We start from the raw sequence: 24,324 nt of genomic DNA, 5'->3' as shown, positions 1-24,324 counted from the left end.
CTGATCGATGATCAGGTCGCCCCTTTTTTTGCGCGTTACGCGTCTCGCGCAATCGCCAGCGAATCACTGTCCTGCTTGTTCAAATCCAACGGTGCAGTCATTCGAGGATTTCGCGCCAGCAACCGCTTGATCCTGCCCCGCGATGCTTGACGCAGATAGCGCTTGCTCAACTTTTCCAGGTGCAGGTCCAGACCACTGACCAGAAGCATTTTGCGTTTGGCGCTCTCGGCCTTCAGCAGGTAGTAGACGACCAATCCCGCCGGCGCGCCCCACCAGTTGAAGAACGCCCCCGCCACTGCCGAGGTCGCCAGGCAGGCAACATACGGGAGGCTGACCGGGATGCGATGAATGAATTCTTCGTGAAGCATTTTCCCCTCCGACAGCGGCGTGAGCCGACCCTCGCAGTGGTTGAACACACAGACCGCGCTCTTGCGTTCGCCACCCGGCAGGCAACCGTAGAGCACCGAGATCTCTTCGCCCCGCTTGACCGGCAGATGCTTGTTGAACAGATCCAGCGGCAGATCACCCTGTGCAGTCCTGACCCAATACCGATCCTGATACTCGCCGGCAGGCATCAAAAACCGTTCATGGCGAACCATCGTTCCTCTGAAATCACCGAACTCGATGACGACCTTTCCACTTGTGAACGCTTGCATGGCTATTCCTGACATGTCGTCTTCAACGCTTTCGAGCCAATGCGTCACGCACACTTTCTCGGGACATCCCCGAGCTGGACCGCGGCACGGCTTGATCCACTGGCGCCTGTGCCAGCGATTTCTTGCGCTTTGCCACCTGACGCCAGTGATAGCCGAAGTACCCGGCGGCAATGAAGAACCCCGGCCAGCCTGCAACCGAGCCGACAACGATCCACAGCCCGAGGGTGATCAGCACGGATTTCCAGGTGAACAGCTTCAGGCTGTCATCGACGGGCACCGTTTCAACCGGCGTCTGCTGCGCCAGCGGCATCTGCTGCACCCCATCCAGATCAAAGCGCAATGAGAAGTCCGCACCCGGTACCTGGACATTTATTTGATTGCCTTCAGCGGTATGCACCCGAACTTCGCCATTGACGACCGACACCGAACTGAAACTGATCTGGGTTTCGTGATGAATCTCGCCGTTGACCAAGGTCACGACCGTTCGTTGTTCGCCTTGAGGGGTGTCGCGCATGTCGATTCCTTGAGCATTCCACGTCGGACGACGTGCAGAGGGAAAGTCCGTTGGGCTCGAATGCTACTTAGTGGCCATTAGGCTGTCCAGAAACAACCCGGTCGAGGTTTATGGAAAGCTTGCTTTACATAAGGAAAAATTTTAGCAAGTATGTAAAGGGTCTTTTACATAGGAAGTTGAAGAATGAACCGTTACTACCTTGAAATGGGCGCGGCGTTGATCCTCTATATGCTGGTGTTGACGACCTCAGTGATCGCTACGCAATACCTGACGGATGCCAACATGATTCTGCGTTCAGCCGTCGCGCTGACACCGATTATCCCGGCAGGATTGATGTGCTGGAGCATCGTACGCAACATGCGGCGCATGGACGAAATGCATCTGCGTATACAGTTTGAAGCGCTGGGATTTGCCTTCGCCGCCTCGGCGCTGCTGACCTTCAGTTACGGTTTTCTGGAAAACGTCGGCGCCCCACACATACCGTGGACTTGCGTGTGGCCCGTGATGGGCGCCATGTGGATTCTCGGCCTGCAAATCGCGCGACGTCGCTACCAATGAAAAATCGCCTCAAGGCACTCCGCGCCGAGCGCAACTGGTCGCAGGTCGATCTGGCTGAACGCCTCAAGGTGTCGCGCCAGACGATCAACGCAATCGAAAACGAGCGTTATGACCCTAGCCTGCCACTGGCGTTTCAGATTGCCCGGGCGTTCGAGTTACCGATTGAAAGCATCTTCGACGACGGTTTGGACTGATCGCCGAATTGGCTGACGGTGGGCGATGCCTCAGAGTTGTCAGCTGCCGGCATCGCCATGCGCTTCTTCGATTCCAGCTGCCGTCGTGGTGTGGCTTTCATACAGTGCGGGCGACTTCCTTAAACAGCCTGAAACAATAAATCTGCCGTCGACAGCAGCGCGCCCATTCGCCGCTATCGGGCTGACACGAACGCCGGTCATGGCTTCAGGCCCTTTACCGCGCTTGCGAGAGCAGATCAGCCGTGTGTTTAAAAGGGCGATCAGACAGCCCACCCTTGGTATCATCGCGCACACTTTTATGACGGTTTGATGGCTGGAAGGTCTTTTTTGTGAGCGTTCTTTTGCGTTGGTTGCGGCAGCCGCATGCCCGCCTGTTTTCCTTGATTCTGCTGGTGCTGATCGTGCCGGTGTGCCTGCGCGCGGCGCTGGGCTGGTCGTCGCCCCTGGGCTATTTGTCCGACCTGGCCATTGGCAGTTTGTTGGTGGTGTTGCTGCATCGTCGCGCGTGGTGGCTGGCGTTGCCGTTGCTGCTGTTCTGGGGGTTGCTGGCGGTGGCGACAGCCGAGTTGGTCAGTGCTGTCGGCCGGCTGCCGAATCCTACCGACCTGCATTACCTGATTGACCCGCAGTTCGTGGAAAACTCCACCGGTGGCGGTTTCGCCCATCCGGCGCTGGGGGTTGCCCTGCTGCTGGCGCTGCTGCTCTGGTTGCTGACGCGTTTCGTCAATCGCGCGCAACCCGCTGCTGCCCTGCCCCGCGCCGTGTGGGCCGCACCGGCGCTGCTGTTCGCCGCGCATTGGGCCGTGCAAAACCAGTGGCCGAGCGAAGAAGATCCATGGCGCATGTACAACCTGCCGCATCAATTGCTCGCCTCGCAAGTGGCCGATCTGCAGTTGCAGGCCGAGGAATGGCTGGACGGTGACGTCGAACCCGCCGTGCCGCAGATGGCCGGGCTGACGGATCTGGATCTCAACGGCCACAAGCTGCTGGCCGCGCCGGGTCAGGCGCGCAACGTGCTGATCATCACTCTGGAAGGCATTCCCGGCGCTTACATCCGCGCCAATCGCGAGGCCATCGGCAGCCACTATCAGGAAGACCTGATGCCCAACCTCAGCCGCTGGGCCGAGCGTGGCATGAACACCCCGGATTACGTGCTGCATACGCACCAGACCATTCGCGGCCTGTACGCCATGCTTTGTGGCGATTACGACAAGCTCAACAACGGCACGCCCAAAGGCGTTGAAATGCTCACCCAGCAGGAGCGCAATCAGGCCTGCCTGCCGGCGCAACTGCGGCAGAACGGCTTCAGCACTCACTATCTGCAAGGCGCCGGTCTGCGTTTCATGGCCAAAGACAAGATCATGCCGCACATCGGTTTCGATGCGACCCATGGTCTGGAATGGTTCACCAACGCCAACTATCTGGAATTCCCGTGGGGCAAGGATGACAAGGCGTTCTTCGAAGGCGCGCTGGATTACGTTGGTCAATTGAAGAAGCAGAAAAAACCTTGGATGCTCACTCTGCTGACCGTCGGCACCCACCAGCCCTACTCCGCACCGGAAGAATATCTGGCGCGCTACGAGACGCCGAAGCAGGCTGCCGTCGGTTACCTCGACGATGCTCTGGAGCAGTTCCTAAGCGGTCTCGAACGCCAGGGCGTGCTCAAGGACACGCTGGTGGTGATCACCTCGGACGAATCCCACGGCATTGACGGCGTGCGTCTGGCGTCGTCTTGGGGCTTCAACCTGACCCTGGCGCCGGAACACGAGCAACTGCCGCGACTGAATGCCGGGGTGTACGGTCATGTCGATCTGAGCGCGTCGATCCTCGACTATTTCGATCTGCCGGTGCCGTCGGCGCTGAGCGGCCGTTCGCTGTTTCGCGATTACGACAGCGGGCGCGAGATCATGTCCTACACCAACGGCAAACTGCGCTACCACAACGGCCAGGGAATCTTTTCCGAGTGCGACATGCCGCGCCGTTGTCGCTATTACGAAAGCGCCGGTTTCATTGCCGAGCGCGCCACCTTCAAGGGCACCGAAAGCAGCCAGCAGGCCCGACAGATAGCCGCGCGGGCCATGGCGCTGGACCTGTCGCTGCTGCGCACCCCGCTCAATCAGCGTTACCAGTTCGGCAGCAACAACGTGATCCCGCTGCAGGCGCAGATCAACGATGACTGGGCCGACAACCTGATCGGTGCGCAATACCTGGAAATGCCCAAGGGCTCGCACACCCGCGTGCGCCTGACCGTGCGCTCGGTGGATCCGCAGCAGGCGGCGTACATTCAGCTCAAGGCCAAGGAGTTCGAACAGGACGTGCAACTGGGGCTGCCGACCGAGATGGTTGCCACGGCCGATCAGCCGCTGGAGATGGATTTCAGCTTCGACAACCCGCAACCGCGCAAGGCCTTTTCGTTCCACTTGCTGGGCTATGGACTGGGCGCGGTGGAGGTCACGGATTTCAGCGTGATCACCGAGTTGCCGGGGCAGGAAGATCCGCTGGATGCGCTGCCGGATGATGACACTGCGCAATCGAGTTGAAATCAGGAAAGGGACGGACTGGTTGGATCCGTCCCTTTACGTTTACTCACGAAGCTTAATGTCAAATTTACCTGTTATTTTCCCTACTTGAGGCAAATCAAAATCGATTTCACCTTTAACACCGTATTTATATTCGCCTCTTTGCAAGAACGTCACAGTTGCTTCCCCTTGTTGAATCTCGTGAAAAACGCCGTCCTTACTAACGCTCCAAACCAGACCACCCTTGTACCACCTCACCTTGTGCGGGCCTTCTTTTATAGCCCATGGAACACAGAAGGCTACGGAGTTTTTGTTTTCATCATCAGACCCAATAATGAAATATTCTTCCCCTGCCTTATGAAAAAGCACGTTCTTATCCGCGAACATGAACTCTTCTCCATCAACGCTAGCCCTAAACGTGCCTTCATATTGATGGTGATTTTTATTAATCAGGTTGAAAATTTGCTCTTCTGATTTATTTAAATTTTGCATGTCGATGCTCCGAGTCGTTTGAAGGCGGTTGCCTGCGCCTGCAAAGCTATGCCTCAAACAACCCGGCTGCTACTGTCATAACTGACAGGTTATTAGCTGAATTCGAAATAAAAAGTCTGAAAATCAAAAGAATTAACTGCAGTATCAAACCGGTTTCCGACAATGTATGAGCCGTTAATGGACTGGGTGCGGTCAAGGTCACGGATTTCAGTGTGATTACCGAGTTGCCGGGGCAGGAAAATCCGCTGGATGCGCTGCCGGATGATGACACTGCGCAATCGAGCTGATGCCCCCCGTGTAGGAGCTGCCGCAGGCTGCGATCTTTTGATTTTGTTTTTTCAAGATCAAGATCAATAGATCGCAGCCTGCGGCAGCTCCTACAGGGGGAAGTGTTAACAGGTCAACTAATCAGAACGTCGTACGCAACCCCACCTGAATGCTGCGCCCTTCTGCCGGTGCAATATCGCGCAGGATCGAACTGGCGTAACGCACGGTCTGGTTGGTCAGGTTCTCGGCGTTGACAAAGGCCAGCCATTTGCTCTGGCCGACATCGAAGTGATACCCCACATTCGCCCCCAGCGTGGTGTAGCCATCGGTGCTGCTTTCGTTGGCCGGTACGCGATGCTGCGAGCTGGCGTGTTCGACATCGATCCGCGCCTGCCAGCGATCCAGTTCCCACAGCAAACCGCTGTTCAAGCGCAACGGCGCAATGCGCGGCAGATCCTGGCCATTGTCGAGATTCTTGGCGCGGGTGTAATCGCCCGACAGCTCCAGCGCGAATTTGCCGTAGGCATTTTCGCCAAGCGTCCAGCGATCCTGCGCCTCGATGCCGCTGAAACGTGCACGCACGCCCGAGTAGGTGTATTCGGGAATCCCGCCGGCGTCCTCTTCGCCTTCGTCATTCAGTGTGCGGCCAGTGCCGAGCAAGCCGATGTAGTTGGAGAAGTGGCTGTAGAACACGCCGACACTGCCCTTGTGCGTGCCGTTGTCAAAGCGTAATGCGAGGTCGCTGGACACGGCTTTTTCTTTCGACAGCCCGGCATCGCCGACTTCATAGGTGCCGGTCGCGACATGGGCGCCGTTGGCGTACAGCTCATAGAAGGTCGGTGCACGCTCGGTGTAGCCGAGTGTCGCGGCGACCGACCAGATCGGCGTCAGCGTGTAGACCGCGCCGGACGACAGGCTGCCGGCGGTGAAACGGCTGGAGCGGTCGGCATTGGCGAAGCGCTCGTTGCCTTTGGCGTCCGGGTCGACCGTGGTGTGCTCCAGTCGCCCGCCGAGGGTGAACAGCAGGCGCTCGGTGGCTTGCAACTCTTCCAGAATGAACAGTGCGCCGGCGTCGGTATTGGTGTGCGGCACAAAGGCTTCTTCGCCCAGCGCCGAGAATTCGTTGCGGCTGACCTGGGCGCCGATCACCCCGTTAAACGGTCCCAGCGGCTGATGCCGGGCCTCGACCCGTGCTTCGTAACCCTTGTTTTTGAACGTGGTACCAACCTCGCCGCCCTCGATTTCCCGGTGCTGGTAATCGGTGTAGCCGGCGTCGAGCTTGATCGAGCTGAACGGCCCGTCGAGATTGCGCATTTCCGAGGCGAATGCGTAATGCTCCTGCTGCATGCGGATGCGCACGTCGTCTTCGGCGGGCGAGCCGTAGTTCGAATCGTAATTGCTGTAGGACAGACCGGCGTAGCCGTCATCCCAAGTGTAGGAACCGCCGACGGCGCCGCCATCCTGACGGCCGTCGCTGTTGGCCAGCCGATGCTTGCGCGAATCGCCGTCGTCGTTGGCGCGTGCCGCGCCGGTCTTGGCGTAGCCGGGAATCTTCAGGTCATTGAACTCACGGGCGCTGGCGTCCAGGTGCAAGGCGAACTGACCGTTGCCGGCCTCCAGTTTCCCGGCGCTGCTGCGGGTGGTGTCGGCGCCACCATAACGCAACTCGCCGGCCCCGTGGATGCCGTCGATGGCTTCGGTGGGGATGCGGTTATCGAAGGTGTTGACCACCCCGCCAATCGCACTGCCGCCATAAAGCAACGCTGCCGGGCCACGGACGATTTCAATGCGCTCGAGGTTGACCGGGTCCAGTGGCACCGCGTGGTCGTACGACAGCGACGAGGCGTCCAGCGCGCCGACACCGTTACGCAAGATGCGAATGCGATCACCGTCCTGACCGCGAATGATCGGCCGACTCGCGCCGGGGCCGAAGTACGACGAGGACACGCCGGGCTGCTTGGTCAGGGTCTCGCCGAGGCTGCCTTTCTGTTGAAACGTAAGGTCGTCGCCGCTGAGGACGGTCGAGGGCGATGCCAGAGTCTGGCTGCCCAAAGGGTTGCCGGTGATGACTTGCGGTTGCAACTCGAGCGGCTCGACGGCGAACACCGGTGAGGCGATCAGCAGCGCGGCAGCCAGCGGAGTCAGGCGTCGTTGAAGGGGTTGGGAACGGGCAGGCATTTCAAAACTTCCGTGAGCAGAAAAGTGAGGATCGTTGCCGGCGTGTTGCAAACAATACCGGCAGAAACAGAATGAAATCTTTTTTATGTTATACAATAACATTTCTTTCTGTCATCACGATTCTTCCAATTCGTTTTGCAGCAAGCGCTCAAGCACGCGGATTTCAGGCCTGATTCAGGGAATCAGGCCGCCTGTGCAATAGCTCAAAGACGCTGAAAGACTGCGCCTATCAGCCTCCAATAGTCGGCCTATTAGCTGGTTGCCCGAGTCGGGTCTAGCCTTACTACTCCGAAGTCGGCACGAGCCGGCCGTACAAGACCTGATAAGGACTCGAACATGGCAAACGAATCGAAATGCCCGTTCAACCACGCCGCCGGTGGTGGTACGACGAACCGTGACTGGTGGCCGAATCAACTGAACCTGAAGATCCTCAGCCAGCACTCGCCCAAGTCCGATCCGCTGGGCAAGGACTTCGACTACGCCAAAGCCTTCCAGAGCCTGGACTTCCAGGCCCTGAAACAAGACCTGCGCGCGCTGATGACCGACTCCCAGGACTGGTGGCCCGCCGACTTCGGCCACTATGGCCCGCTGTTCATCCGCATGGCCTGGCACAGCGCCGGCACCTATCGCACCGCCGATGGCCGCGGAGGCGCCGGCTCCGGGCAACAGCGTTTCGCCCCGCTCAACAGCTGGCCGGACAACGTCAGCCTCGACAAAGCCCGCCGACTGCTATGGCCGATCAAACAGAAATACGGTCGCAATATTTCCTGGGCTGACCTGATCGTACTCACCGGCAACGTCGCGCTGGAATCCATGGGCTTCAAGACTTTCGGCTTCTCCGGCGGACGTCCCGATGTGTGGGAACCGGACGAGGACGTTTATTGGGGTTCGGAACACGAATGGCTCGGTGGCGACAGCCGCTACGGCAAGGACAAATCCGCCATGCAGGAACCCGGTGACGGCACGCTGGTGGCCGAACCGGACCTGCACGGCAAAGAGGAAAGCCGCACCGATCAGGGCGAACGCAATCTTGAGAACCCGCTCGCCGCGGTGCAGATGGGCCTGATTTACGTGAACCCGGAAGGCCCCGAGGGCAACCCGGATCCGGTGGCTTCAGGTCGCGATATCCGCGAAACCTTTGGCCGCATGGCCATGAACGACGAAGAAACCGTAGCGCTGATCGCTGGCGGTCACGCTTTCGGCAAGACCCACGGTGCCGGCCCTGCCGACAATGTCGGGCCTGAGCCGGAAGCGGCCGGCCTGGAAGAACAAGGTCTTGGCTGGCGCAACGCATTCGGTACCGGCAAAGGCGCCGACACCATCACCAGCGGCCTGGAAGTGACCTGGACCACCACCCCGACCCAGTGGAGCAACAACTACCTGGAAAACCTGTTCGGTTTCGAGTGGGAACTGTTCAAAAGCCCGGCCGGTGCGCACCAATGGAAACCGAAAAACGGCGCCGGGGCCAGCACCGTTCCCCATGCGCACGATCCGAGCAAAAAGCTCTCGCCGACCATGCTCACCTCCGACCTGGCGCTGCGCTTCGACCCGATCTACGAGCCGATCGCCCGACGTTTCCTGGCCAACCCGGATCAACTGGCGGACGCCTTCGCCCGCGCCTGGTACAAGCTGATCCACCGTGACATGGGTCCGCTGTCGCGCTACCTCGGCCCGGAACTGCCCAACGAAGAACTGCTGTGGCAAGACCCGATTCCTGAAGCCACTCACCCGCTGATCGACAGCAACGATGCGGCGGCGCTGAAAAGCAAAGTGCTAGCGTCGGGGCTTTCCGTCTCGGAACTGGTTTCGACGGCGTGGGCCGCCGCATCGACCTTCCGTGGTTCCGATAAACGTGGCGGAGCCAACGGCGGCCGTCTGCGTCTGGCCCCGCAGAAATTCTGGCAGGCCAACCAGCCGGAGCAACTGGACAAGGTGCTGAAGACCCTTGAGGGCATTCAGAACGAGTTCAACGCCGGCTCATCCGGCAAGAAAGTTTCACTGGCGGACCTGATCGTGCTGGCGGGTAACGCCGGGGTCGAACAAGCGGCGAAAAACGCCGGACACTCGGTTTCTGTGCCGTTCAATCCAGGCCGCACCGATGCGACTCAGGAGCAAACCGACGTCGAGTCGTTTGGTTTCCTCGAACCGATTGCCGATGGTTTCCGTAACTACAGCAAGGGTAAATACACCGTTTCCGCCGAAGCGCTGCTGATCGACAAGGCGCAACTGCTGACCCTCTCCGCGCCGGAAATGACCGTTCTGGTCGGTGGTCTGCGCGTACTCGGGGCCAACGTCGGGCAGAGCCGGCATGGTGTGTTCACCTCGCGCACTGAAACGCTGAGCAACGACTTCTTCACCAACCTGCTGGACATGGGCGTGGAGTGGAAGCCGACCTCACCGGCAGCGGACGAGTTCGAAGGACGCGACCGTAAAACCGGCAGCGTGAAGTGGACGGCGACGCGGGTTGATCTGGTGTTTGGTTCCAACGCGATCCTGCGTGCGCTGGCCGAGGTGTATGCGAGTTCTGACGCGAAGGAACAGTTCGTCAAAGACTTCGTGGCGGCGTGGGCCAAGGTGATGGATCTGGATCGATTTGATCTGAAATAACGCAATAACCCTGTAGGAGCTGCGGCACGCTGCGATCTTTTGATCCTGATTCAAACAACCAGAATCAAAAGATCGCAGCCTCGTTGCACTCGACAGCTCCTACAGGGGTTTGTGTACGACGCAAATAACTGTGGGAGCGGGCTTGCTCGCGAATGCGGTGTACCAGTCGACATCTCCGTGTCTGACACACCGCTTTCGCGAGCAAGCCCGCTCCCACATGTCGTTACGTGTTACGCCAGGCTTTTGCTCACCACTTCGTACACATCGCTCGACAACTGCCCCGAAGCCAGAATCCGCTCCAGCTCAGCCTTCATCAACGCCTGACGGGCGCTGTCGTATTTACGCCAGCGGGTCAGTGGCGCCAGTTGGCGCGAGGCGATCTGCGGGTTGAAGCCGTTCAGTTCGATCACCAGATCCGCGAGGAAGCGGTAGCCAGAACCGTCGGCGGCGTGGAAGTTGATCAGGTTCTGCCCGGCAAACGCACCGACCAGCGCACGCACCTTGTTCGGGTTCTTGATGTTGAACGCCGGGTGCTGCATCAAGGCTTTCACGCGTTCCAGACCGCCCGGCAGCGTGCTGCCGGCCTGCACGCTGAACCACTGATCCATGACCAGCGGGTTGTCCTTGAAGTGCTCGGCGAAAGTCGCCAGTGCTTTGGCCTTTTGTTCTTCGAACGGCGAGTTGACCAGCACCGCCAGCGCGGTCAGGCGCTCGGTCATGTTGTCGCTGTTTTCGAACTGTTCTTGCGTAGCGGCCAGCACTTCCGGCTTGCCGCTGAGCATCAGGTACGACAGCGCAATGTTCTGCAGCGCGCGACGGGCAAAGTGCTCGGCCTCGGCCACATACGGTGTTTGCTTCGACAGATCACGGTTGGCCTGGTAACGCAGCCACAGCGCTTCGAACAGGTTGTCCGCCAGTTGCTTGCGGGCAAACTCGCGGGCGGAGTGGATCGCCTCGACATCCGCCACTTCGCTGATTTCGGTCAGATAGGCTTCGCTCGGCAGCGAGAGCATTTCGGCGACCATGGCCTGATCCAGCGACTCGTCGGACAGCACGGTTTTCAGCGCCGAGATCAGACGCGGATCGAGCACCAGGCGCTCGCCCTTCTGCTGCTGGGCGATCAGTTCCTGCAGCACCTGCACCGACAGCTGCTGACCGGCATCCCAGCGATTGAAGCCGTCACTGTCGTGCTGCATCAGGAACATCAACTGGTCGCGGTTGTACGGGAAGCTCAGTTTCACCGGTGCGGAGAAACCACGCAGCAACGATGGCAGCGGGTGTTCAGCGATGTCGACGAAGGTGAAGGTCTGCTCAGCCTCGGTCACCGAGATCACGCGGCTGGTGCCCTGGGCCGATGCTTCACCGGCCAGACGCAGGGCAATCTCGTTGCCTTTGCTGTCGAGCAGACCGAGTTCGACCGGGATCACGAACGGCAGTTTTTCCACCTTGTCCGGGGTTTCCGGGCAGCTCTGGCGGAAGGTCAGGCTGTAGGTGTTCGCCGCCGCGTCGTAGGATTCGCTGACCGCCAGACGCGGTGTGCCGGCCTGGCTGTACCAGCGCTTGAACTGGGTCAGGTCGACACCGTTGGCGTCTTCCATGGCCTTGACGAAATCGTCGCAGGTCACGGCCTGGCCGTCGTGGCGTTCGAAGTACAGGTCACTGCCTTTGCGGAAGCCTTCCGCGCCGAGCAGGGTGTGGATCATGCCGACCACTTCCGAGCCCTTTTCGTACACGGTCAGAGTGTAGAAGTTGGAAATCTCGATGAAGCTGTCCGGACGCACCGCATGAGCCATCGGACCTGCATCTTCGGCGAACTGGTGGGTACGCAGGTACGCCACGTCCTGAATGCGCTTGACCGTGGTCGAGTTCATGTCCGAGGAGAAACCGGCGTCGCGGAACACGGTGAAGCCTTCCTTTAGCGACAGCTGGAACCAGTCGCGGCAGGTCACGCGGTTGCCCGACCAGTTGTGGAAGTATTCGTGGGCGACGATCGCCTCGACCCGCTGGTGCGCAGCGTCGGTGGCGGTTTCGGCGCGAGCCAGCACGGCGCTGGAGTTGAAAATGTTGAGACCCTTGTTCTCCATCGCGCCCATGTTGAAATCGTTGACCGCGACGATCATGAAGATGTCCAGATCGTACTCGCGACCGTAGACCTCTTCGTCCCAGCGCATCGACTTCTTCAGGCTGTTCATCGCGTGCTGGCACTTGTCGATGTTTTCCGGCTCGACGTAGATGCGCAGCGCGACATTGCGCTGGGTCATGGTGGTGAAGGTGTCTTCGACGCACCACAAATCACCAGCCACCAGCGCGAACAGGTACGCCGGCTTCATGAACGGGTCTTCCCAGGTCGCCCAGTGCCGGCCATCTTCGCCAGGGCCCGAGGCAATCGGGTTGCCGTTGGACAGCAGCACCGGATAGCTGTGCTGTTCGGCGACCACCGTGGTGGTGAACTTGCTCATCACGTCCGGGCGGTCGAGGTAATAGGTGATCTTGCGGAAGCCTTCGGCCTCGCACTGGGTGCAGAACATCGTGCCGGACTTGTACAGGCCTTCCAGCGCGGTGTTGGTTTCCGGGTGGATCCTGACGCTGGTGTCGACCGTGAAGCTGGCGCTGGCCGGTTGCAGGGTCAGGGTGTTTTCGGTCAGCTGATAATCGCCGGCGCTCAGTTCCTGGTCGGCCAGGGTCACCGACAGCAGCTCCAGTTGCTGGCCGTCGAGCACCAGCGGCGGCAGGCCCGGGCCACGCTCCGGGTTGCGGCGCATCACCAGTTGCGCGTGGACCAGGCTGTGGTCCTCGAACAGCTCGAAGGTCAGGTGCGTCTCGTCGATCAGGTACTCGGGTGCCTGATAGTCCTTCAGGTAAATCATCTTCGGTTGTTCGGTGCGCATGCTGGAATCCTTATTGATGCACGGCGAGCTGATAGGCCGTGTATTTGCGAATGTTGATCACGCCGGTGTCAAAAATCAGGTACTGACCCTTGATCCCCAGCAGCGTGCCTTCGGCAATCGGGTTCTTGTCCAGGTTGAAGCTGACGATTTTGGCCGGGTATTGCTCGACCGGATAGCGGATTTCGAGAGGTTCTACATCGGTAATCTTCTGAATAGCTTGTAGGCCGAATCGCTGCTGCAAGCCGTCCAGGCCTTCGGCACAGCTGTCGAACAGCTGGTCGCGCACCTGGGCCAGATCCACCGCCGCCGCATCGCCCTTGAGCAAGGCCCGCCAGTTGGTCTTGTCGGCCACCTGACTGCGGAACAGGTCTTCGACGAAACCCGACTGTTGCCGCGTCGACACACGCATGATCGGCAGCGCCTGACTCGCGCCCTGATCGAGCCAGCGGATCGGCAGCTGCGTGGCGCGAGTGATGCCGACCTTGATCCCCGACGAGTTGGCCAGATACACCACGTGATCGGTCATGCAGAACTGCTGGCCCCACACCGGGTCGCGGCAGGTGCCGGCCTCGAAGTGGCAGCGCTCCGGGCTCATGATGCAGATGTCGCACTGCGCCAGTTTGGTCATGCACGGGTAGCAGTAACCCTGGCTGAAACTGGTTTTGGTCTTGCGCCCGCAATGGGTGCAGTGGATCGCCCCCAGGTACTCCAGACGCACCGTGGTGCCGATCATGGGATTGACCGGCACCTCGACGTCATCCAGACGAAACGCGTATTGCACATTCGGCCCGTCCAGGCGCGCCGACATTTTGCTGATTGCACCGCGGCCAATCTCGATCAATGGATGGCATCCGACTTGAACAGGATATTCGGCACTTCGATCGACTTCGACGCACATTCCTGCGGGCCCATGTAACCGGTGCGCTGGTCTTCAGGCAGGTTCTGGATTTCCCAGGCGATCATCGCCTGCAACGACAGCTCGCGCTGTTCGGCGGTGAGTTTGCCACCGTCGGACCACTTGCCGATTTCCACGGCCAGTTTCAGGCTCTCGTAGATGTCCGGGGTGATGTTCTTGATCATGTCGTTAAAAGAGGACATCTGGGTCTCCGTGCTCTTTATTCACTGAAAATTTTAGGCGGCCAGTTTACGGCGGTTATACAAACCGCCCAACAAACCGGTGAGGCATCCGATGAGTAACCCGCTGACGTGCGCGGCGTTGGCGATCTGGCCGAAACCGATCATCGAGACCAGCCCGGACATGCAAATCACCAGCCACACCAGCATCATCACCAGCACGCCACGCGGCAGGCGATACGCCGGGTTCGGCGCCAGCAACTGGAAAATCCAGCAGTGGCCGAGCAATCCGTAGAGCACGCCGGACAGGCCGCCGAACAGGCTCGGGCCACTCCAGGCAAACTGCGCGTAGTTCGACACCAGGCTGAACAACAACGTCAGACCGAGCAGATTGATGCTGCCCTGACGCGATTCGATGCGCCGCCCCAGCTCCCAGTACCACATGCCGTTCATGGCCAGGTGCAGAATGCCGAAGTGCAGCAGCATCGGGGTGAACAGGCGCCACCACTGCCCCGCCGCCAGACTGTCGGCCAGCGGCGTGAAGTGGATGTACTCGCCGACCACGCGGAAATCGAGGAAGGTCAGCCAGCGCAGGGTATCCAGGTTGTCGCCCAGATATGTCAGGCCGCCGACCAGCAGGCTCAGCAGCAGGATGAACCCGGTGGCCTTGGCGTGTTTGAGTTGTTCGGCGAAGCCCGGACGCTTGAAGGTCGGGGCCACCGGGATGTCCAGCTGTTGATCGGGGTCACCGGCCGGGAAGCGCTCGTACAGCGACCGCACGTCCTCACTGATTTCCGCCGGCGCCCACAGCACCTGCTCGCCCGCCTCTTCGCTGACCCGGTGCGGCACCTGCATCCGTTGCAGCAGTTTGACGAAACCGCTCAGATCCACCGCCAACGGCAGACGCAATACCGCTACCGCACTCATTGCAGCACCTCCGGCCGCTCGACATCGACCCAGACAAATTTATGCGGATCCAGGCGTGTTTCCTGATCCAGACGATAGGCCACCAGTTTGCCGTAGAGCACCGCGCTGTAATCGAGACACGCGAGGTTCGGGCGGATCGGCGCCGGTTTGCCGCTGCGCCAGTAGTGGCCGACGAACAGCAATGGCTCATCAATGCCATAGCGCAGCAGGTTGTTTTTTTCACTCGAAGTCAGCGGCTTCTGCGCCACCGGCTCCGGCAGTGCATCCGGCTGGAAGACGATGTCACCGTAGGTTTTCGGGTCGTCTTCCCAGAACTTGGTACGGAAGAACGAACGCACCAGACCGTCGCCGCTGGTCATGGTCAAGCCATCCGGCAGGCGCATGTCGGTGCCGCGCAGCAGTCGATCAAACACCGTGCAGGCGAAGCTGTCCGGAACCGCCGAGGCCTGCAGAAAATGCTCGTCGATGCAGCCATCGGGAAACAGCGCACGCAACGGTTCGATCAGTCCGGCATCCCAGCAAGCGTGCACCACGCGGAAACGTCCGGCGTCGACAAACAGCGGCAGTTGGTAGAACCAGCGCTGGAAATCGTGCCAGTCACCGGGGTGCCCATCGAACTGGGTCAGGGTTTCCTGCAGCAGGCGCGCATGGCGCGGCGTGTGCTCACGGACGAACTGCTTGCCACTGCCCGGAGGCGCCGGCGTGCTCCAGCCCAGGGCGTTGAATTCGTGGTTGCCCATGATGCACAGCGCCTGCCCGGCCACGACCATGTCGTGGACAATGTGCAGCGCCTCGCGTATCCGCGGGCCACGGTCGATGATGTCGCCGACGAACACGGCCATGCGCGATGGATGCCGCCAGACCCCGCCCTGCTTGTGGTAACCGAGACGGTCAAGCAAGTGTTCGAGGGTCAGGGCGCATCCGTGCACGTCACCAATCAAGTCATAACTGCGCGCGGGATCGAGCATCAGTCGCCTCCACCACCCAACTTGCTGCCCCAGCCGAGCTTGGTCCGGCAGACTTCGTAGTAGTTGTGGTCGAGCGGGTGAATCAGTCGCAGCTTCTGCGCTTTCTTGCTCACGGTGATGGTGTCGCCCGGCGCGCAGGTGAAGTGGTTCTGCCCGTCGCAGGAGACTTGCGGGTAAATCTGCATGTTTTTCGACACGACGATTTTCAGCTCACTGTTGCCGTCGACCACAATTGGCCGGCTCGACAACATATGGGGGTACATCGGCACGATCACAATGGCATCGAGCTTGGGATGCATGATCGGGCCACCGGCGGACAGCGCATACGCGGTGGAACCGGTCGGCGTGGCGACGATCAGGCCGTCGGCCTTCTGGCTGCAGACGAACTGGCCGTCGATGTACAGCTCGAACTCGATCATCCGCGTCGATTTGCCCGGGTGCAGTACCACGTCGTTCAGCGCATCGCCCTGGCCAATGGCCTCGGCATGCCGGCGAACTTCGGCTTGCAGCAGGAAGCGGTTTTCCACCAGATAATGGCCGTCGAGCACCTTGGCCACTTCGACTTCCAGTTCATCGGGGCGAATGTCGGTGAGAAAACCGAGGCTGCCACGGTTGATCCCCAGCACCGGAATATTGTGCTTGGCCAATGCGCGAGCGGCGCCGAGCAGGCTGCCGTCACCGCCGACGACGATGACCATGTCGCAGACTTCGCCGAGCATCTTGCGTGACGAGGTCTGCAGGCCGTGGCCCGGCAGAACTTCGGCGATGGTGTCTTCGAGAATCACGTGCAGGTGACGATCGAGCAGAAAGCGTTTCAGTCGGCGGACGGTATCCAGCACCTGCGAACTGCCCAGGCGACCGATGATGCCGATATTACGAAATTGCTCCATGGGACCTCTGCGGACAATCGAAAACGCGAAAAGCACGATTATGGGCGAAAGCCCGCCATAGACAAAATCCTTTCAGCCACAAGGGTGCGCTCGTGTTTAAGGCTATGCTCGCAAGATGATCCTGTTTCCCGACTTGCTCCAGTTGCCACACCAATTACGCCATCCGGAAGTGCGTGACCTGGCGTGGGTGATTCTCGCCCCGCCAATGTTGGCCGCGACGCCGTGGCCGCAGCGCCATCCGCTGGCCGGCAGCGATTGGGTGAGCGATCCCGCGCGTCTGGAGCACTGGCTGCGGCAACTGGATCGCGACAGTTATGGCTTGCTGCACTGGCTGGCGCAGGCGCGAACCCGGCGGCTGGGCCTGTATTACGAGCGGTTGTGGCAGTTTGCCGTGGAGCATGCGCCGGGCATCGAGCTGATTGCCGCCAACCTGCCGATCCGCCGCGAAGGCCACACCCTCGGCGAACTCGATATGCTGCTGCGCGACCGCGACGGCGTGCATCACCTGGAATTGGCGATCAAGCTCTACCTCGGCCCGCAGGAGGGCAACGGCCACGACCCGGCGCAGTGGCTGGGGCCGGGCTGTCACGATCGGCTCGACCGCAAACTGGCGCATCTGGCCGAACATCAACTGCCGATCTCGGCGCGCCCGGAAAGCCGCGAGGCGCTGGCCAAGCTGGACATCGAAGTGTTCAGTGCGCAGCTGTGGCTGGGCGGATATCTGCTGTATCCGTGGCCCGGTCAGGCCGAACCGCCCAGAGGCGCGCATCCGCAGCACCTGCGTGGCAGTTGGCTGCATCAGAAGGACTGGCCGGCGTTCGTCGCTCAACGTCCGGCCGGCCGCTGGCAACCCCTGCCCCGCCATGCGTGGCTGGCGCCGGCGCACTATCCGGCGGATCAGACCTGGAGCGCCGAACACCTGCAGATGTGGCTGGATGACCTGGAACCGATGGCCCCGGCGCAACTGCTGGTGCGCCTGACCGAGAATGCGCAGGGCGAATGGGAAGAGGCGGAGCGGTTGTTTCTGGTGGCGGATCTTTGGCCGAATGTACCGGGGCAGGTGTGAGAGTTGTAGTGCCTTAACCGGCCCTATCGCGAGCAGGCTCACTCCCACAGGGGAACGCATTCCAAGGTAGGAGTGAGCCTGCTCGCGATAGGGGCAACTCGGTTTAAAGCGAAAGCCGCAGCGCCAAAGCCGCCAAGGTAATCAGCAACACCGGCACCGTCAGCACAATCCCGACCTTGAAGTAATACCCCCAACCAATCCGGATATCCTTGCGCGCCAGCACATGCAGCCAGAGCAAGGTCGCCAGACTGCCGATCGGGGTGATCTTCGGCCCCAGGTCGCTGCCGATCACGTTGGCATAGATCATCGCTTCCTTGACCACACCGCTGGCCTGACTCGCATCGATCGACAACAAGCCGATCAGCACCGTCGGCAAGTTGTTCATGATCGACGACAGCAGTGCCGTCAGCACCCCTGTGCCCAGCGCCGCGCCCCATACGCCGTACCCGGCGAACACATCCAGCCAGCCGGCCAGATACCCGGTGAGTCCGGCATTGCGCAGGCCATAGACCACCAGATACATGCCCAGCGAGAAAATCACGATCTGCCACGGTGCTTCTTTCAGCACCTTGCGCGTGGAAATCTTGTGGCCTCGGGCGGCGATCCCCAGCAGCAGCGCCGCGCAGACCGCCGAGATCGCGCTGATCGGGATGCCCAACTGTTCGAGGAAGAAGCAGCCGATCAACAGAATCACCAGCACCACCCAACCGGCGTAGAACGTGGCTTTGTCGTGGATCGCCGTGTGCGGCAGGTCAAGCTGTTCGGGGTCGTAGGCCTTGGGAATGTCGCGGCGGAAGAACCACATCAGTACGGCGAGCGTTGCGGCCACGCTGACGAAGTTGACCGGCACCATCACAGCCGCATAGCGGTTGAAGCCAATGTGGAAGAAGTCCGCCGAAACGATGTTGACCAGGTTCGACACTACTAGCGGCAGGCTCGCGGTGTCGGCGATAAAACCGGCGCCCATGACGAACGCGAGGGTCGCCGCCGGGGAAAAGCGCAGCGCCAGCAGCATCGAAATCACGATCGGGGTGAGGATCAGCGCCGCGCCGTCATTGGCGAACAGCGCCGATACCAGCGCGCCGAGCAGCACCATGTAGGCAAACAGCTTGCGCCCACTGCCCCGCCCCCAGCGCGCCACGTGCAGCGCGGCCCAGGCGAAGAACCCGGCTTCGTCGAGCAACAGGCTGATGATGATCAGCGCGACGAAGGTGCCGGTGGCGTTCCAGATGATCTGCCACACCAGCGGAATGTCGCTCAGGTGCACGACGCCGAAGATCAGGGCCAGCACCGCGCCGAGCGTCGCGCTCCAGCCGACCCCGAGGCCTTTGGGTTGCCAGATGACAAGGGTGATGGTCAGCAGGAAGATCAGTGACGCAGCGAGCATTCGCGACAGCCTTCAATTATTCAATGAGTGGAGATCCAAATGTGGGAGCGGGCTTGCTCGCGAAGGCGCCAGGTCAGACACAAAGTTGTCATCTGACACACCGCCTTCGCGAGCAAGCCCGCTCCCACAGGATCTCTGGTTTGTCGCAGCTCTGACCCGATTATTTCTTGTGTTGTTCCACAAATTCCCCATACGCATTGATGAAGTTCTGCAGGAACGGCTTGACCGACTCGCTCAGCTTGCCCGCCTCGTCAAACGCCGAACCCGCCCCACCCAGATACGCCTCGGGCTGCTGCATGCATGGCACATTGAGAAACACGAAGGACTGGCGCAAATGCTGGTTGGCGCCAAAACCGCCAATCGCCCCCGGCGACACGCTGATCACCGCACCCGGTTTGCCGCCCCAGACGCTTTTGCCATAAGGCCGTGAGCCCACGTCAATCGCATTCTTCAAAGGTGCCGGCACGGAGCGGTTATATTCCGGGGTGACAAACAGCACCGCGTCGGAAGAGCCGACTTCCTGGCGAAAAGTGCTGTAGGCTGCGGGCGGTGAATCGCCGTCGATGTCTTCGTTATAAAGTGGCAGATCGCCTATTTCGACAATCTTCAGTTTGAGGTTCGCCGGTGCCAGCTCGGCCAGCGCCAGTGCGACTTTGCGGTTGATCGATGCTTTGCGCAGGCTGCCGACGACTACAGCGACGTTGTAGACATTGCTCATGGAAGACTCTCGACTGTCGGAGGGAAGAGCCAGTAGTTATAGATGATCCGAAGCCGATTCCACCAGTGAGCGAAGGAAATTCCTCCGCGCTGATTATTTTTTTCCTGTAGGAAAACTTACAGGGCTTGATGACGGTCTACCAAGCCGCAAATCAAGTGTTTTATCTCCAGAGGTTCTAAGCAGATGGCAGCAGTACTCGTCGGTCAGTTCCATGCAAGAGATGCGGAAGGCCGCGTTTATTCCGTGCATGAGTTCCAGGAATCCACCCCGTCGGCAGACGGTCTCACCGGCATGGAGCCTGTCACCACCTACAAGCTGGCTATTGGCGATCGCGTCAAAAAGCTCAGTGACAGCGAGTTTTTGCTGGTTCAGTCGGACATCACGCTGATCCGCGAACCTGAGACAACCGCCGCTCAATAACCGCGCGTTATGAGCAGAAGTCATATGCGCAGACTTGGGGTAGGATTCAGCCACTGACCCCACCTGCTGAACATGGACTTCACGCATGCGTTTACGTCATATCGAAGTGATTCAGGCGCTCTTGCAGACCGGTCACCTGGGCACCGCCGCCGAATGGCTGCAACTGCCGGTGGCCGACGTCGAAGAGCGATTGCGCGAAGCCGAGAGTCAGTTGGGGTTCATGCTGTTCGCCAGCGTCCGTGGCCGCCTGCAGTCGACGCCTGAAGCGCGGGCGTTGCAGGTGGAAATTGCTCACGTCTATCAAGCGCTGGAACCGGTGCAACGGCTGGCCAGCAGCCTCAAGCAATACCTCGCCCCACCCCTGCGCATCATCGGCACGCCGCCGCTGGCGCACCACCTGTTGCCGCAAAGCATCGCGCTGCTGCGCCGGCGCTTGCCCGATGCCCCCTGCCGCTTGCTCAGTTCGCCCACGTGCGACATCGTCCGCAGTCTGCTGCTGCGCGAAAGCGATCTGGGCCTGAGCCTGCACGATCCGGAACATCCCGATATCCATGCGCAGCCGCTGGCCCACGGCAAGCTGCAACTGCTCGCGCCCCACGGCTGGCTGCAACCGAAGCAGAAATACATTTCCCTGCAGGATCTCGCCGGCCAGGCGATGGTCGGCCTCGAAGGCCACGACCCGTTGAGCCCGGCGCTGGAGAACAAACTCCAGGCCCTGCGCCCGGCGCCGAGCATTCAGACCCGGGTGCAAACCCATCAGATGATGCGCAGCATGGTCGAGGCCGGCGAAGGCCTGGCCATCGTCGACCCGTTCACCGCCCTCGGCGCACGGGCCGGCGGACTGGATGTCTGCCCGTTGTCACCGGCGGTGCCGATCAGCCTGTTTGCCCTGACCTATCGACACAGCGCCACGCCGGCAGCGATTCAGACGCTGCTGGCGATCGTCACGGAACAAGCCGAGGCGATGCTGGCGAGCTGAGCGGGTTTTCCAGCGGGTTATCGAACAGTCGATACCAGAACAGCGCGATTTCCGCGGTGTTCGGGTCTATCCCGCGATAACGCAAATGGTCGATACCGCCAATCTCGTAGCCGCAACGTTCATACAAGCGACAGGCACCGAGGTTGTTGTTCTGGGTTTCGAGCATGATCCCCGGCAGTTTCTTCTTGCGACTCCAGAACTGCGCGACATCCAGCAACGCCTTGGCCACACCATGCCGGCGCGCCGGGGCGTGCACCGCCAGCTCATCGATGTGGGCAAAGCCGTTCCAGTTGGTGCTGATCACCAGATGGCCGACCGGCTCGTCATCCAGATACGCCATGAAGATCGCGCTGTCGGCGCCATCGCGATAGCTGCTGAACTCTTCAGGATCGATGCCGTAGCACTTGCGGTATGGCACGATCGGCGTCACCGCCCAGCGCTCGACCGGTTGGCCAATGACTGCCGCGCCGTACGCGGCGACCTCGAAACTGAAGTCGCTACCCCAGATGTACGCCGCGAAACCATCGTCGGCGACGCGCACCGACAGCCCTGGGTATTTCGGATTCATGACCGGTTGCATACTCGGAAAAGTCCTCATTCCTTGACGCAATCGACGGTGTACTGCCGCCCATTGCCCTCGTCTTCATGTTGCAGTCCATGCACATCAGCGACAAAACCGGGGAAGCTGCTATCGAACGTGCGGGCAAACTTCAGGTAGTCGATGATCGAGCGGGTCGCCTCGGTAAAGCGTTCGCCCGGCATGATCAACGGAATCCCCGGTGGATACGGCACCAGCATCACCGCTGCAATCCGCCCTTCCAGCTCATCGATCGGCACCGCCTCGACTTCGCCACGCACCAGATGATCGTAGGCGTGGGCCGGTTTCATGGCGATTTCCGGCAGTACCGTGTACATGCGTTTCAGATGCTTGGCGGTGGCGTTGCTGCGGTAACAGGCGTGCAGTTGATCGCACAGGTCACGCAGGCCCATGCCGCGGTAGCGCGCGGTGTCTTGCTGCGCCACGCAAGGCAGGCAAGTGGCCAGACTGACGTTGGCGTCGTAACTGCGCTTGAACTCCAGCAACTCGGTGAGCAGCGTGCTCCATTTGCCCTTGGTGATGCCCATGGAGAACAGCACCAGGAACGAATACAGCCCGGTCTTCTCCACCACCAGTCCGCGCTCCCATAGGAATTTGCTGACCACCGCCGCCGGAATGCCCTTCTCGCTCAGCGCGCCGCCGGCATTCAAACCGGGCATCACCAGGGTCACTTTGATCGGGTCGAGCAGCACATAGTCGTCGCTGACTTCACCAAAGCCATGCCAGTCGGCGTCCGGCTGCAATAGCCAGTCTTCGGTCTGCACCCGGTCGATACCTTCGACGCCCGGCGGCTGCCAGATCGAGAACCACCAGTCATCCGCCGCAATGTGCTGGCGCAGATTGGCCAGCGCCCGCCGAAAACTCAGGGCTTCATCAAAGGTTTCCTGCAACAGCGAACGTCCGGCCGGGCCCTCCATCATCGCCGAAGCGACATCCAGCGAAGCGATGATGCTGTACTGCGGCGAGGTCGAGATGTGCATCATGAACGCTTCGTTGAAACGGTCACGGTCCAGTTGCCGCGCACCGCCGTCCTGCACATGAATCATCGAGGCCTGGCTGAACGCAGCAAGCAGCTTATGGGTGGAATGAGTGGTGAACACCAGCGGGCTGTCTTCTGTGCGCGAGGTGGCCATGCCATAACGCCCGGCGAAGAACTCGTGAAACGCCGCGTAGGCGTACCACGCCTCGTCGAAATGCAGGACTTCCACGCTGTTGCCCAGGCTCTGCTTGATCAGCTCGGCGTTGTAGCACAAGCCGTCGTAGGTCGAGTTGGTCACCACCGCCAGTTTGACTTTCGGCGCACGGCCCTTGGTCAACGGGCTGGCGTCGATTTTGGCCTGGATCGATTCGCGGCTGAATTCGCTCAGCGGAATCGGGCCGATGATCCCCAGCTCATTGCGCTCCGGGCACAGGTACAGCGGGATCGCGCCGGTCATGATGATCGCGTGCAGCACTGACTTGTGGCAGTTGCGATCCACCAACACCAAATCATCACGGCCGACCATCGAATGCCAGACGATCTTGTTGGCGGTCGAGGTGCCATTGATCACGAAAAACGTGTGATCGGCGCCGAAGTTGCGCGCCGCACGCTCTTCCGCTTCAGCGAGCGGGCCGGTGTGATCGAGCAGCGAACCGAGCTCCGGCACCGATACCGACAAGTCCGAACGCAGGGTGTTTTCACCAAAGAACTGATGAAACGCCTGCCCCACCGGGCTCTTGTGATAGGCCACGCCGCCGCCATGACCGGGGGTGTGCCACGAATAGTTGGAATCGGCAGTGTGCTGCACCAGTGCCTTGAAGAACGGCGGCAGCAGACCATCCAGATATTTTCGCGCCGCCCGCGCCACTTGCCGCGCCAGAAACGGCACGGTGTCTTCGAACAGATAGAGAATGCCGCGCAGTTGATTGAGCTCGGCCATGGCATCGGCCGGGGCGTTTTCCAGGGTGACCTGTTCGCCCAGAGCAAAGATCGGCAGATCCGGCGCGCGCACCCGCGCCAGACCGATCAGTTCGGCCATGTTTTGTAAGAGATGGGAATGGGTGCTGGCGTCTTCGGCAGCGATCAGCATGCACGCCAGACCATGATGGGTCGAGGCCACCAACCGACCTTCGGTGTAGTCGATGGCCGAAACGATATTGAAACCTTCCTGCTCCAACTCCCGGGCGATGCCACGGATACGGTCACCGGCGACCGTGTCGGCCTTGATGTCGCGGTGGACGATCAACACCGGAAACTTCAAATCTTTGTACATGAGGCTCAGTGTCCCGAGGCGGCAGATCAAAGTCTGCCAATGCACTCAGGGTAGAGGGTTGCAGCGAAAGTGGCGAGGGTGGCCAGTTGGCTTCATGCGCCTGACTCGGCTTTTGTGGCGAGGGAGCTTGCTCCCGCTGGGGCGCGAAGCGGCCCCTGGTATTCGTTCAGCA

At 60.5% G+C, this 24,324-nt stretch carries 21 protein-coding genes; 7 read left to right on the top strand and 14 right to left on the bottom strand.

All coding sequences use genetic code 11. The features are described 5' to 3' along the window. Positions 1 to 35: 35 nt before the first annotated feature. Both ACVHNU_RS08430 and ACVHNU_RS08425 read right to left on the bottom strand, forming a co-directional pair. Positions 36 to 656 (bottom strand): hypothetical protein, encoded by a 621-nt coding sequence (locus ACVHNU_RS08430; RefSeq protein ID WP_473019434.1) that lies wholly within the window; start codon positions 654 to 656, stop codon positions 36 to 38. Positions 657 to 678: 22 nt separating this feature from the next. Continuing rightward, positions 679 to 1,170 (bottom strand): hypothetical protein, encoded by a 492-nt coding sequence (locus ACVHNU_RS08425; protein WP_473019433.1) that lies wholly within the window; start codon positions 1,168 to 1,170, stop codon positions 679 to 681. 183 nt (positions 1,171 to 1,353) lie between these two features. Between ACVHNU_RS08425 and ACVHNU_RS08420 the strand changes: the two genes are divergently transcribed. The 3 genes from ACVHNU_RS08420 to ACVHNU_RS08410 all read left to right on the top strand — a co-directional run bounded on the left by ACVHNU_RS08420 (position 1,354) and on the right by ACVHNU_RS08410 (position 4,462). Next, the gene (locus ACVHNU_RS08420) at positions 1,354 to 1,728 is read left to right on the top strand and encodes a hypothetical protein (RefSeq protein ID WP_473019432.1); all 375 of its coding nucleotides are present in this window, start codon (positions 1,354 to 1,356) and stop codon (positions 1,726 to 1,728) included. Next, positions 1,725 to 1,922 carry a helix-turn-helix transcriptional regulator gene (locus ACVHNU_RS08415; protein WP_098968294.1) on the top strand — a complete coding sequence of 66 codons (198 nt, stop codon included), beginning with the start codon at positions 1,725 to 1,727 and terminating at the stop codon, positions 1,920 to 1,922. Before ACVHNU_RS08420 ends, ACVHNU_RS08415 begins: the two co-directional genes overlap by 4 nt. 329 nt (positions 1,923 to 2,251) lie before the next feature. Continuing rightward, the gene (locus ACVHNU_RS08410) at positions 2,252 to 4,462 is read left to right on the top strand and encodes an LTA synthase family protein (RefSeq protein WP_473019431.1); all 2,211 of its coding nucleotides are present in this window, start codon (positions 2,252 to 2,254) and stop codon (positions 4,460 to 4,462) included. A gap of 42 nt (positions 4,463 to 4,504) precedes the next feature. Here the strand turns inward: ACVHNU_RS08410 and ACVHNU_RS08405 are convergent, their stop codons facing one another. Both ACVHNU_RS08405 and ACVHNU_RS08400 read right to left on the bottom strand, forming a co-directional pair. Continuing rightward, a complete protein-coding gene (locus ACVHNU_RS08405; RefSeq protein ID WP_473019430.1) occupies positions 4,505 to 4,933 on the bottom strand; it encodes a hypothetical protein in 429 nt (142 codons plus the stop codon). 408 nt (positions 4,934 to 5,341) lie between these two features. Further along, positions 5,342 to 7,378 carry a TonB-dependent receptor gene (locus ACVHNU_RS08400; protein ID WP_473019429.1) on the bottom strand — a complete coding sequence of 679 codons (2,037 nt, stop codon included), beginning with the start codon at positions 7,376 to 7,378 and terminating at the stop codon, positions 5,342 to 5,344. A 336-nt stretch (positions 7,379 to 7,714) separates the two neighbouring features. Here ACVHNU_RS08400 and katG point away from each other — a divergent pair, with 336 nt between their 5' ends. Beyond that, positions 7,715 to 9,985 carry a catalase/peroxidase HPI gene (gene katG / locus ACVHNU_RS08395; RefSeq protein WP_473019428.1) on the top strand — a complete coding sequence of 757 codons (2,271 nt, stop codon included), beginning with the start codon at positions 7,715 to 7,717 and terminating at the stop codon, positions 9,983 to 9,985. Positions 9,986 to 10,215: 230 nt separating this feature from the next. Here the strand turns inward: katG and pepN are convergent, their stop codons facing one another. Genes pepN through ACVHNU_RS08365 form a run of 6 tightly spaced genes read right to left on the bottom strand, consistent with a single transcriptional unit; the run spans position 10,216 to position 16,732 of the window. After that, positions 10,216 to 12,873: an aminopeptidase N gene (gene pepN / locus ACVHNU_RS08390; protein ID WP_473019426.1), complete on the bottom strand. Its 2,658-nt coding sequence runs from the start codon at positions 12,871 to 12,873 to the stop codon at positions 10,216 to 10,218. 10 nt (positions 12,874 to 12,883) lie between these two features. Further along, positions 12,884 to 13,714, bottom strand: coding sequence for a DUF2797 domain-containing protein (locus tag ACVHNU_RS08385; protein ID WP_473019425.1), 831 nt, complete (start codon positions 13,712 to 13,714; stop codon positions 12,884 to 12,886). Further along, on the bottom strand, positions 13,711 to 13,971 hold the full coding sequence (locus tag ACVHNU_RS08380) for a YeaC family protein (protein WP_003224178.1): 261 nt from the start codon (positions 13,969 to 13,971) through the stop codon (positions 13,711 to 13,713). Before ACVHNU_RS08380 ends, ACVHNU_RS08385 begins: the two co-directional genes overlap by 4 nt. Before the next feature lie 33 nt (positions 13,972 to 14,004). Then, a complete protein-coding gene (locus ACVHNU_RS08375) occupies positions 14,005 to 14,874 on the bottom strand; it encodes a rhomboid family intramembrane serine protease (protein WP_103485044.1) in 870 nt (289 codons plus the stop codon). Then, the gene (locus ACVHNU_RS08370) at positions 14,871 to 15,845 is read right to left on the bottom strand and encodes a metallophosphoesterase (protein WP_473020055.1); all 975 of its coding nucleotides are present in this window, start codon (positions 15,843 to 15,845) and stop codon (positions 14,871 to 14,873) included. The genes ACVHNU_RS08375 and ACVHNU_RS08370 overlap by 4 nt, the downstream gene beginning before the upstream one ends. Continuing rightward, entirely contained in the window at positions 15,842 to 16,732 is an 891-nt protein-coding gene (locus ACVHNU_RS08365) for an NAD(+) kinase (RefSeq protein ID WP_003224174.1), read from the bottom strand. The genes ACVHNU_RS08370 and ACVHNU_RS08365 overlap by 4 nt, the downstream gene beginning before the upstream one ends. A gap of 115 nt (positions 16,733 to 16,847) precedes the next feature. On the opposite strand from ACVHNU_RS08365, the gene ACVHNU_RS08360 reads away from it, so the two are divergent. Next, a complete protein-coding gene (locus tag ACVHNU_RS08360) occupies positions 16,848 to 17,798 on the top strand; it encodes a DUF1853 family protein (RefSeq protein ID WP_103521068.1) in 951 nt (316 codons plus the stop codon). A gap of 103 nt (positions 17,799 to 17,901) precedes the next feature. Here the strand turns inward: ACVHNU_RS08360 and ACVHNU_RS08355 are convergent, their stop codons facing one another. Next, complete coding sequence (locus tag ACVHNU_RS08355) at positions 17,902 to 19,185, bottom strand: arsenic transporter (protein WP_473019424.1); 1,284 nt, start codon at positions 19,183 to 19,185, stop codon at positions 17,902 to 17,904. 160 nt (positions 19,186 to 19,345) lie between these two features. Continuing rightward, complete coding sequence (locus ACVHNU_RS08350) at positions 19,346 to 19,903, bottom strand: NADPH-dependent FMN reductase (RefSeq protein WP_003224170.1); 558 nt, start codon at positions 19,901 to 19,903, stop codon at positions 19,346 to 19,348. Positions 19,904 to 20,086: 183 nt separating this feature from the next. On the opposite strand from ACVHNU_RS08350, the gene ACVHNU_RS08345 reads away from it, so the two are divergent. Together ACVHNU_RS08345 and ACVHNU_RS08340 are read left to right on the top strand one after the other, a co-directional pair. Beyond that, on the top strand, positions 20,087 to 20,323 hold the full coding sequence (locus tag ACVHNU_RS08345; RefSeq protein WP_003224168.1) for a hypothetical protein: 237 nt from the start codon (positions 20,087 to 20,089) through the stop codon (positions 20,321 to 20,323). An 85-nt stretch (positions 20,324 to 20,408) separates the two neighbouring features. After that, the gene (locus ACVHNU_RS08340) at positions 20,409 to 21,302 is read left to right on the top strand and encodes a LysR substrate-binding domain-containing protein (RefSeq protein WP_473019423.1); all 894 of its coding nucleotides are present in this window, start codon (positions 20,409 to 20,411) and stop codon (positions 21,300 to 21,302) included. Here ACVHNU_RS08340 and ACVHNU_RS08335 read toward each other — a convergent pair. Together ACVHNU_RS08335 and ACVHNU_RS08330 are read right to left on the bottom strand one after the other, a co-directional pair. Then, on the bottom strand, positions 21,268 to 21,882 hold the full coding sequence (locus tag ACVHNU_RS08335; protein ID WP_003224167.1) for a GNAT family N-acetyltransferase: 615 nt from the start codon (positions 21,880 to 21,882) through the stop codon (positions 21,268 to 21,270). The two genes, ACVHNU_RS08340 and ACVHNU_RS08335, sit on opposite strands and share 35 nt — an antisense overlap. A 14-nt stretch (positions 21,883 to 21,896) precedes the next feature. Then, the gene (locus tag ACVHNU_RS08330) at positions 21,897 to 24,152 is read right to left on the bottom strand and encodes an Orn/Lys/Arg family decarboxylase (RefSeq protein WP_003224166.1); all 2,256 of its coding nucleotides are present in this window, start codon (positions 24,150 to 24,152) and stop codon (positions 21,897 to 21,899) included. Positions 24,153 to 24,324: the final 172 nt, after the last annotated feature.

The sequence above is a fragment of the Pseudomonas sp. Ors-4-3C genome (genome assembly GCF_055755035.1).
The sequence above is the reverse complement of the archived record's forward strand: the minus strand, read 5'-3'. Positions and strand labels throughout refer to the sequence as shown.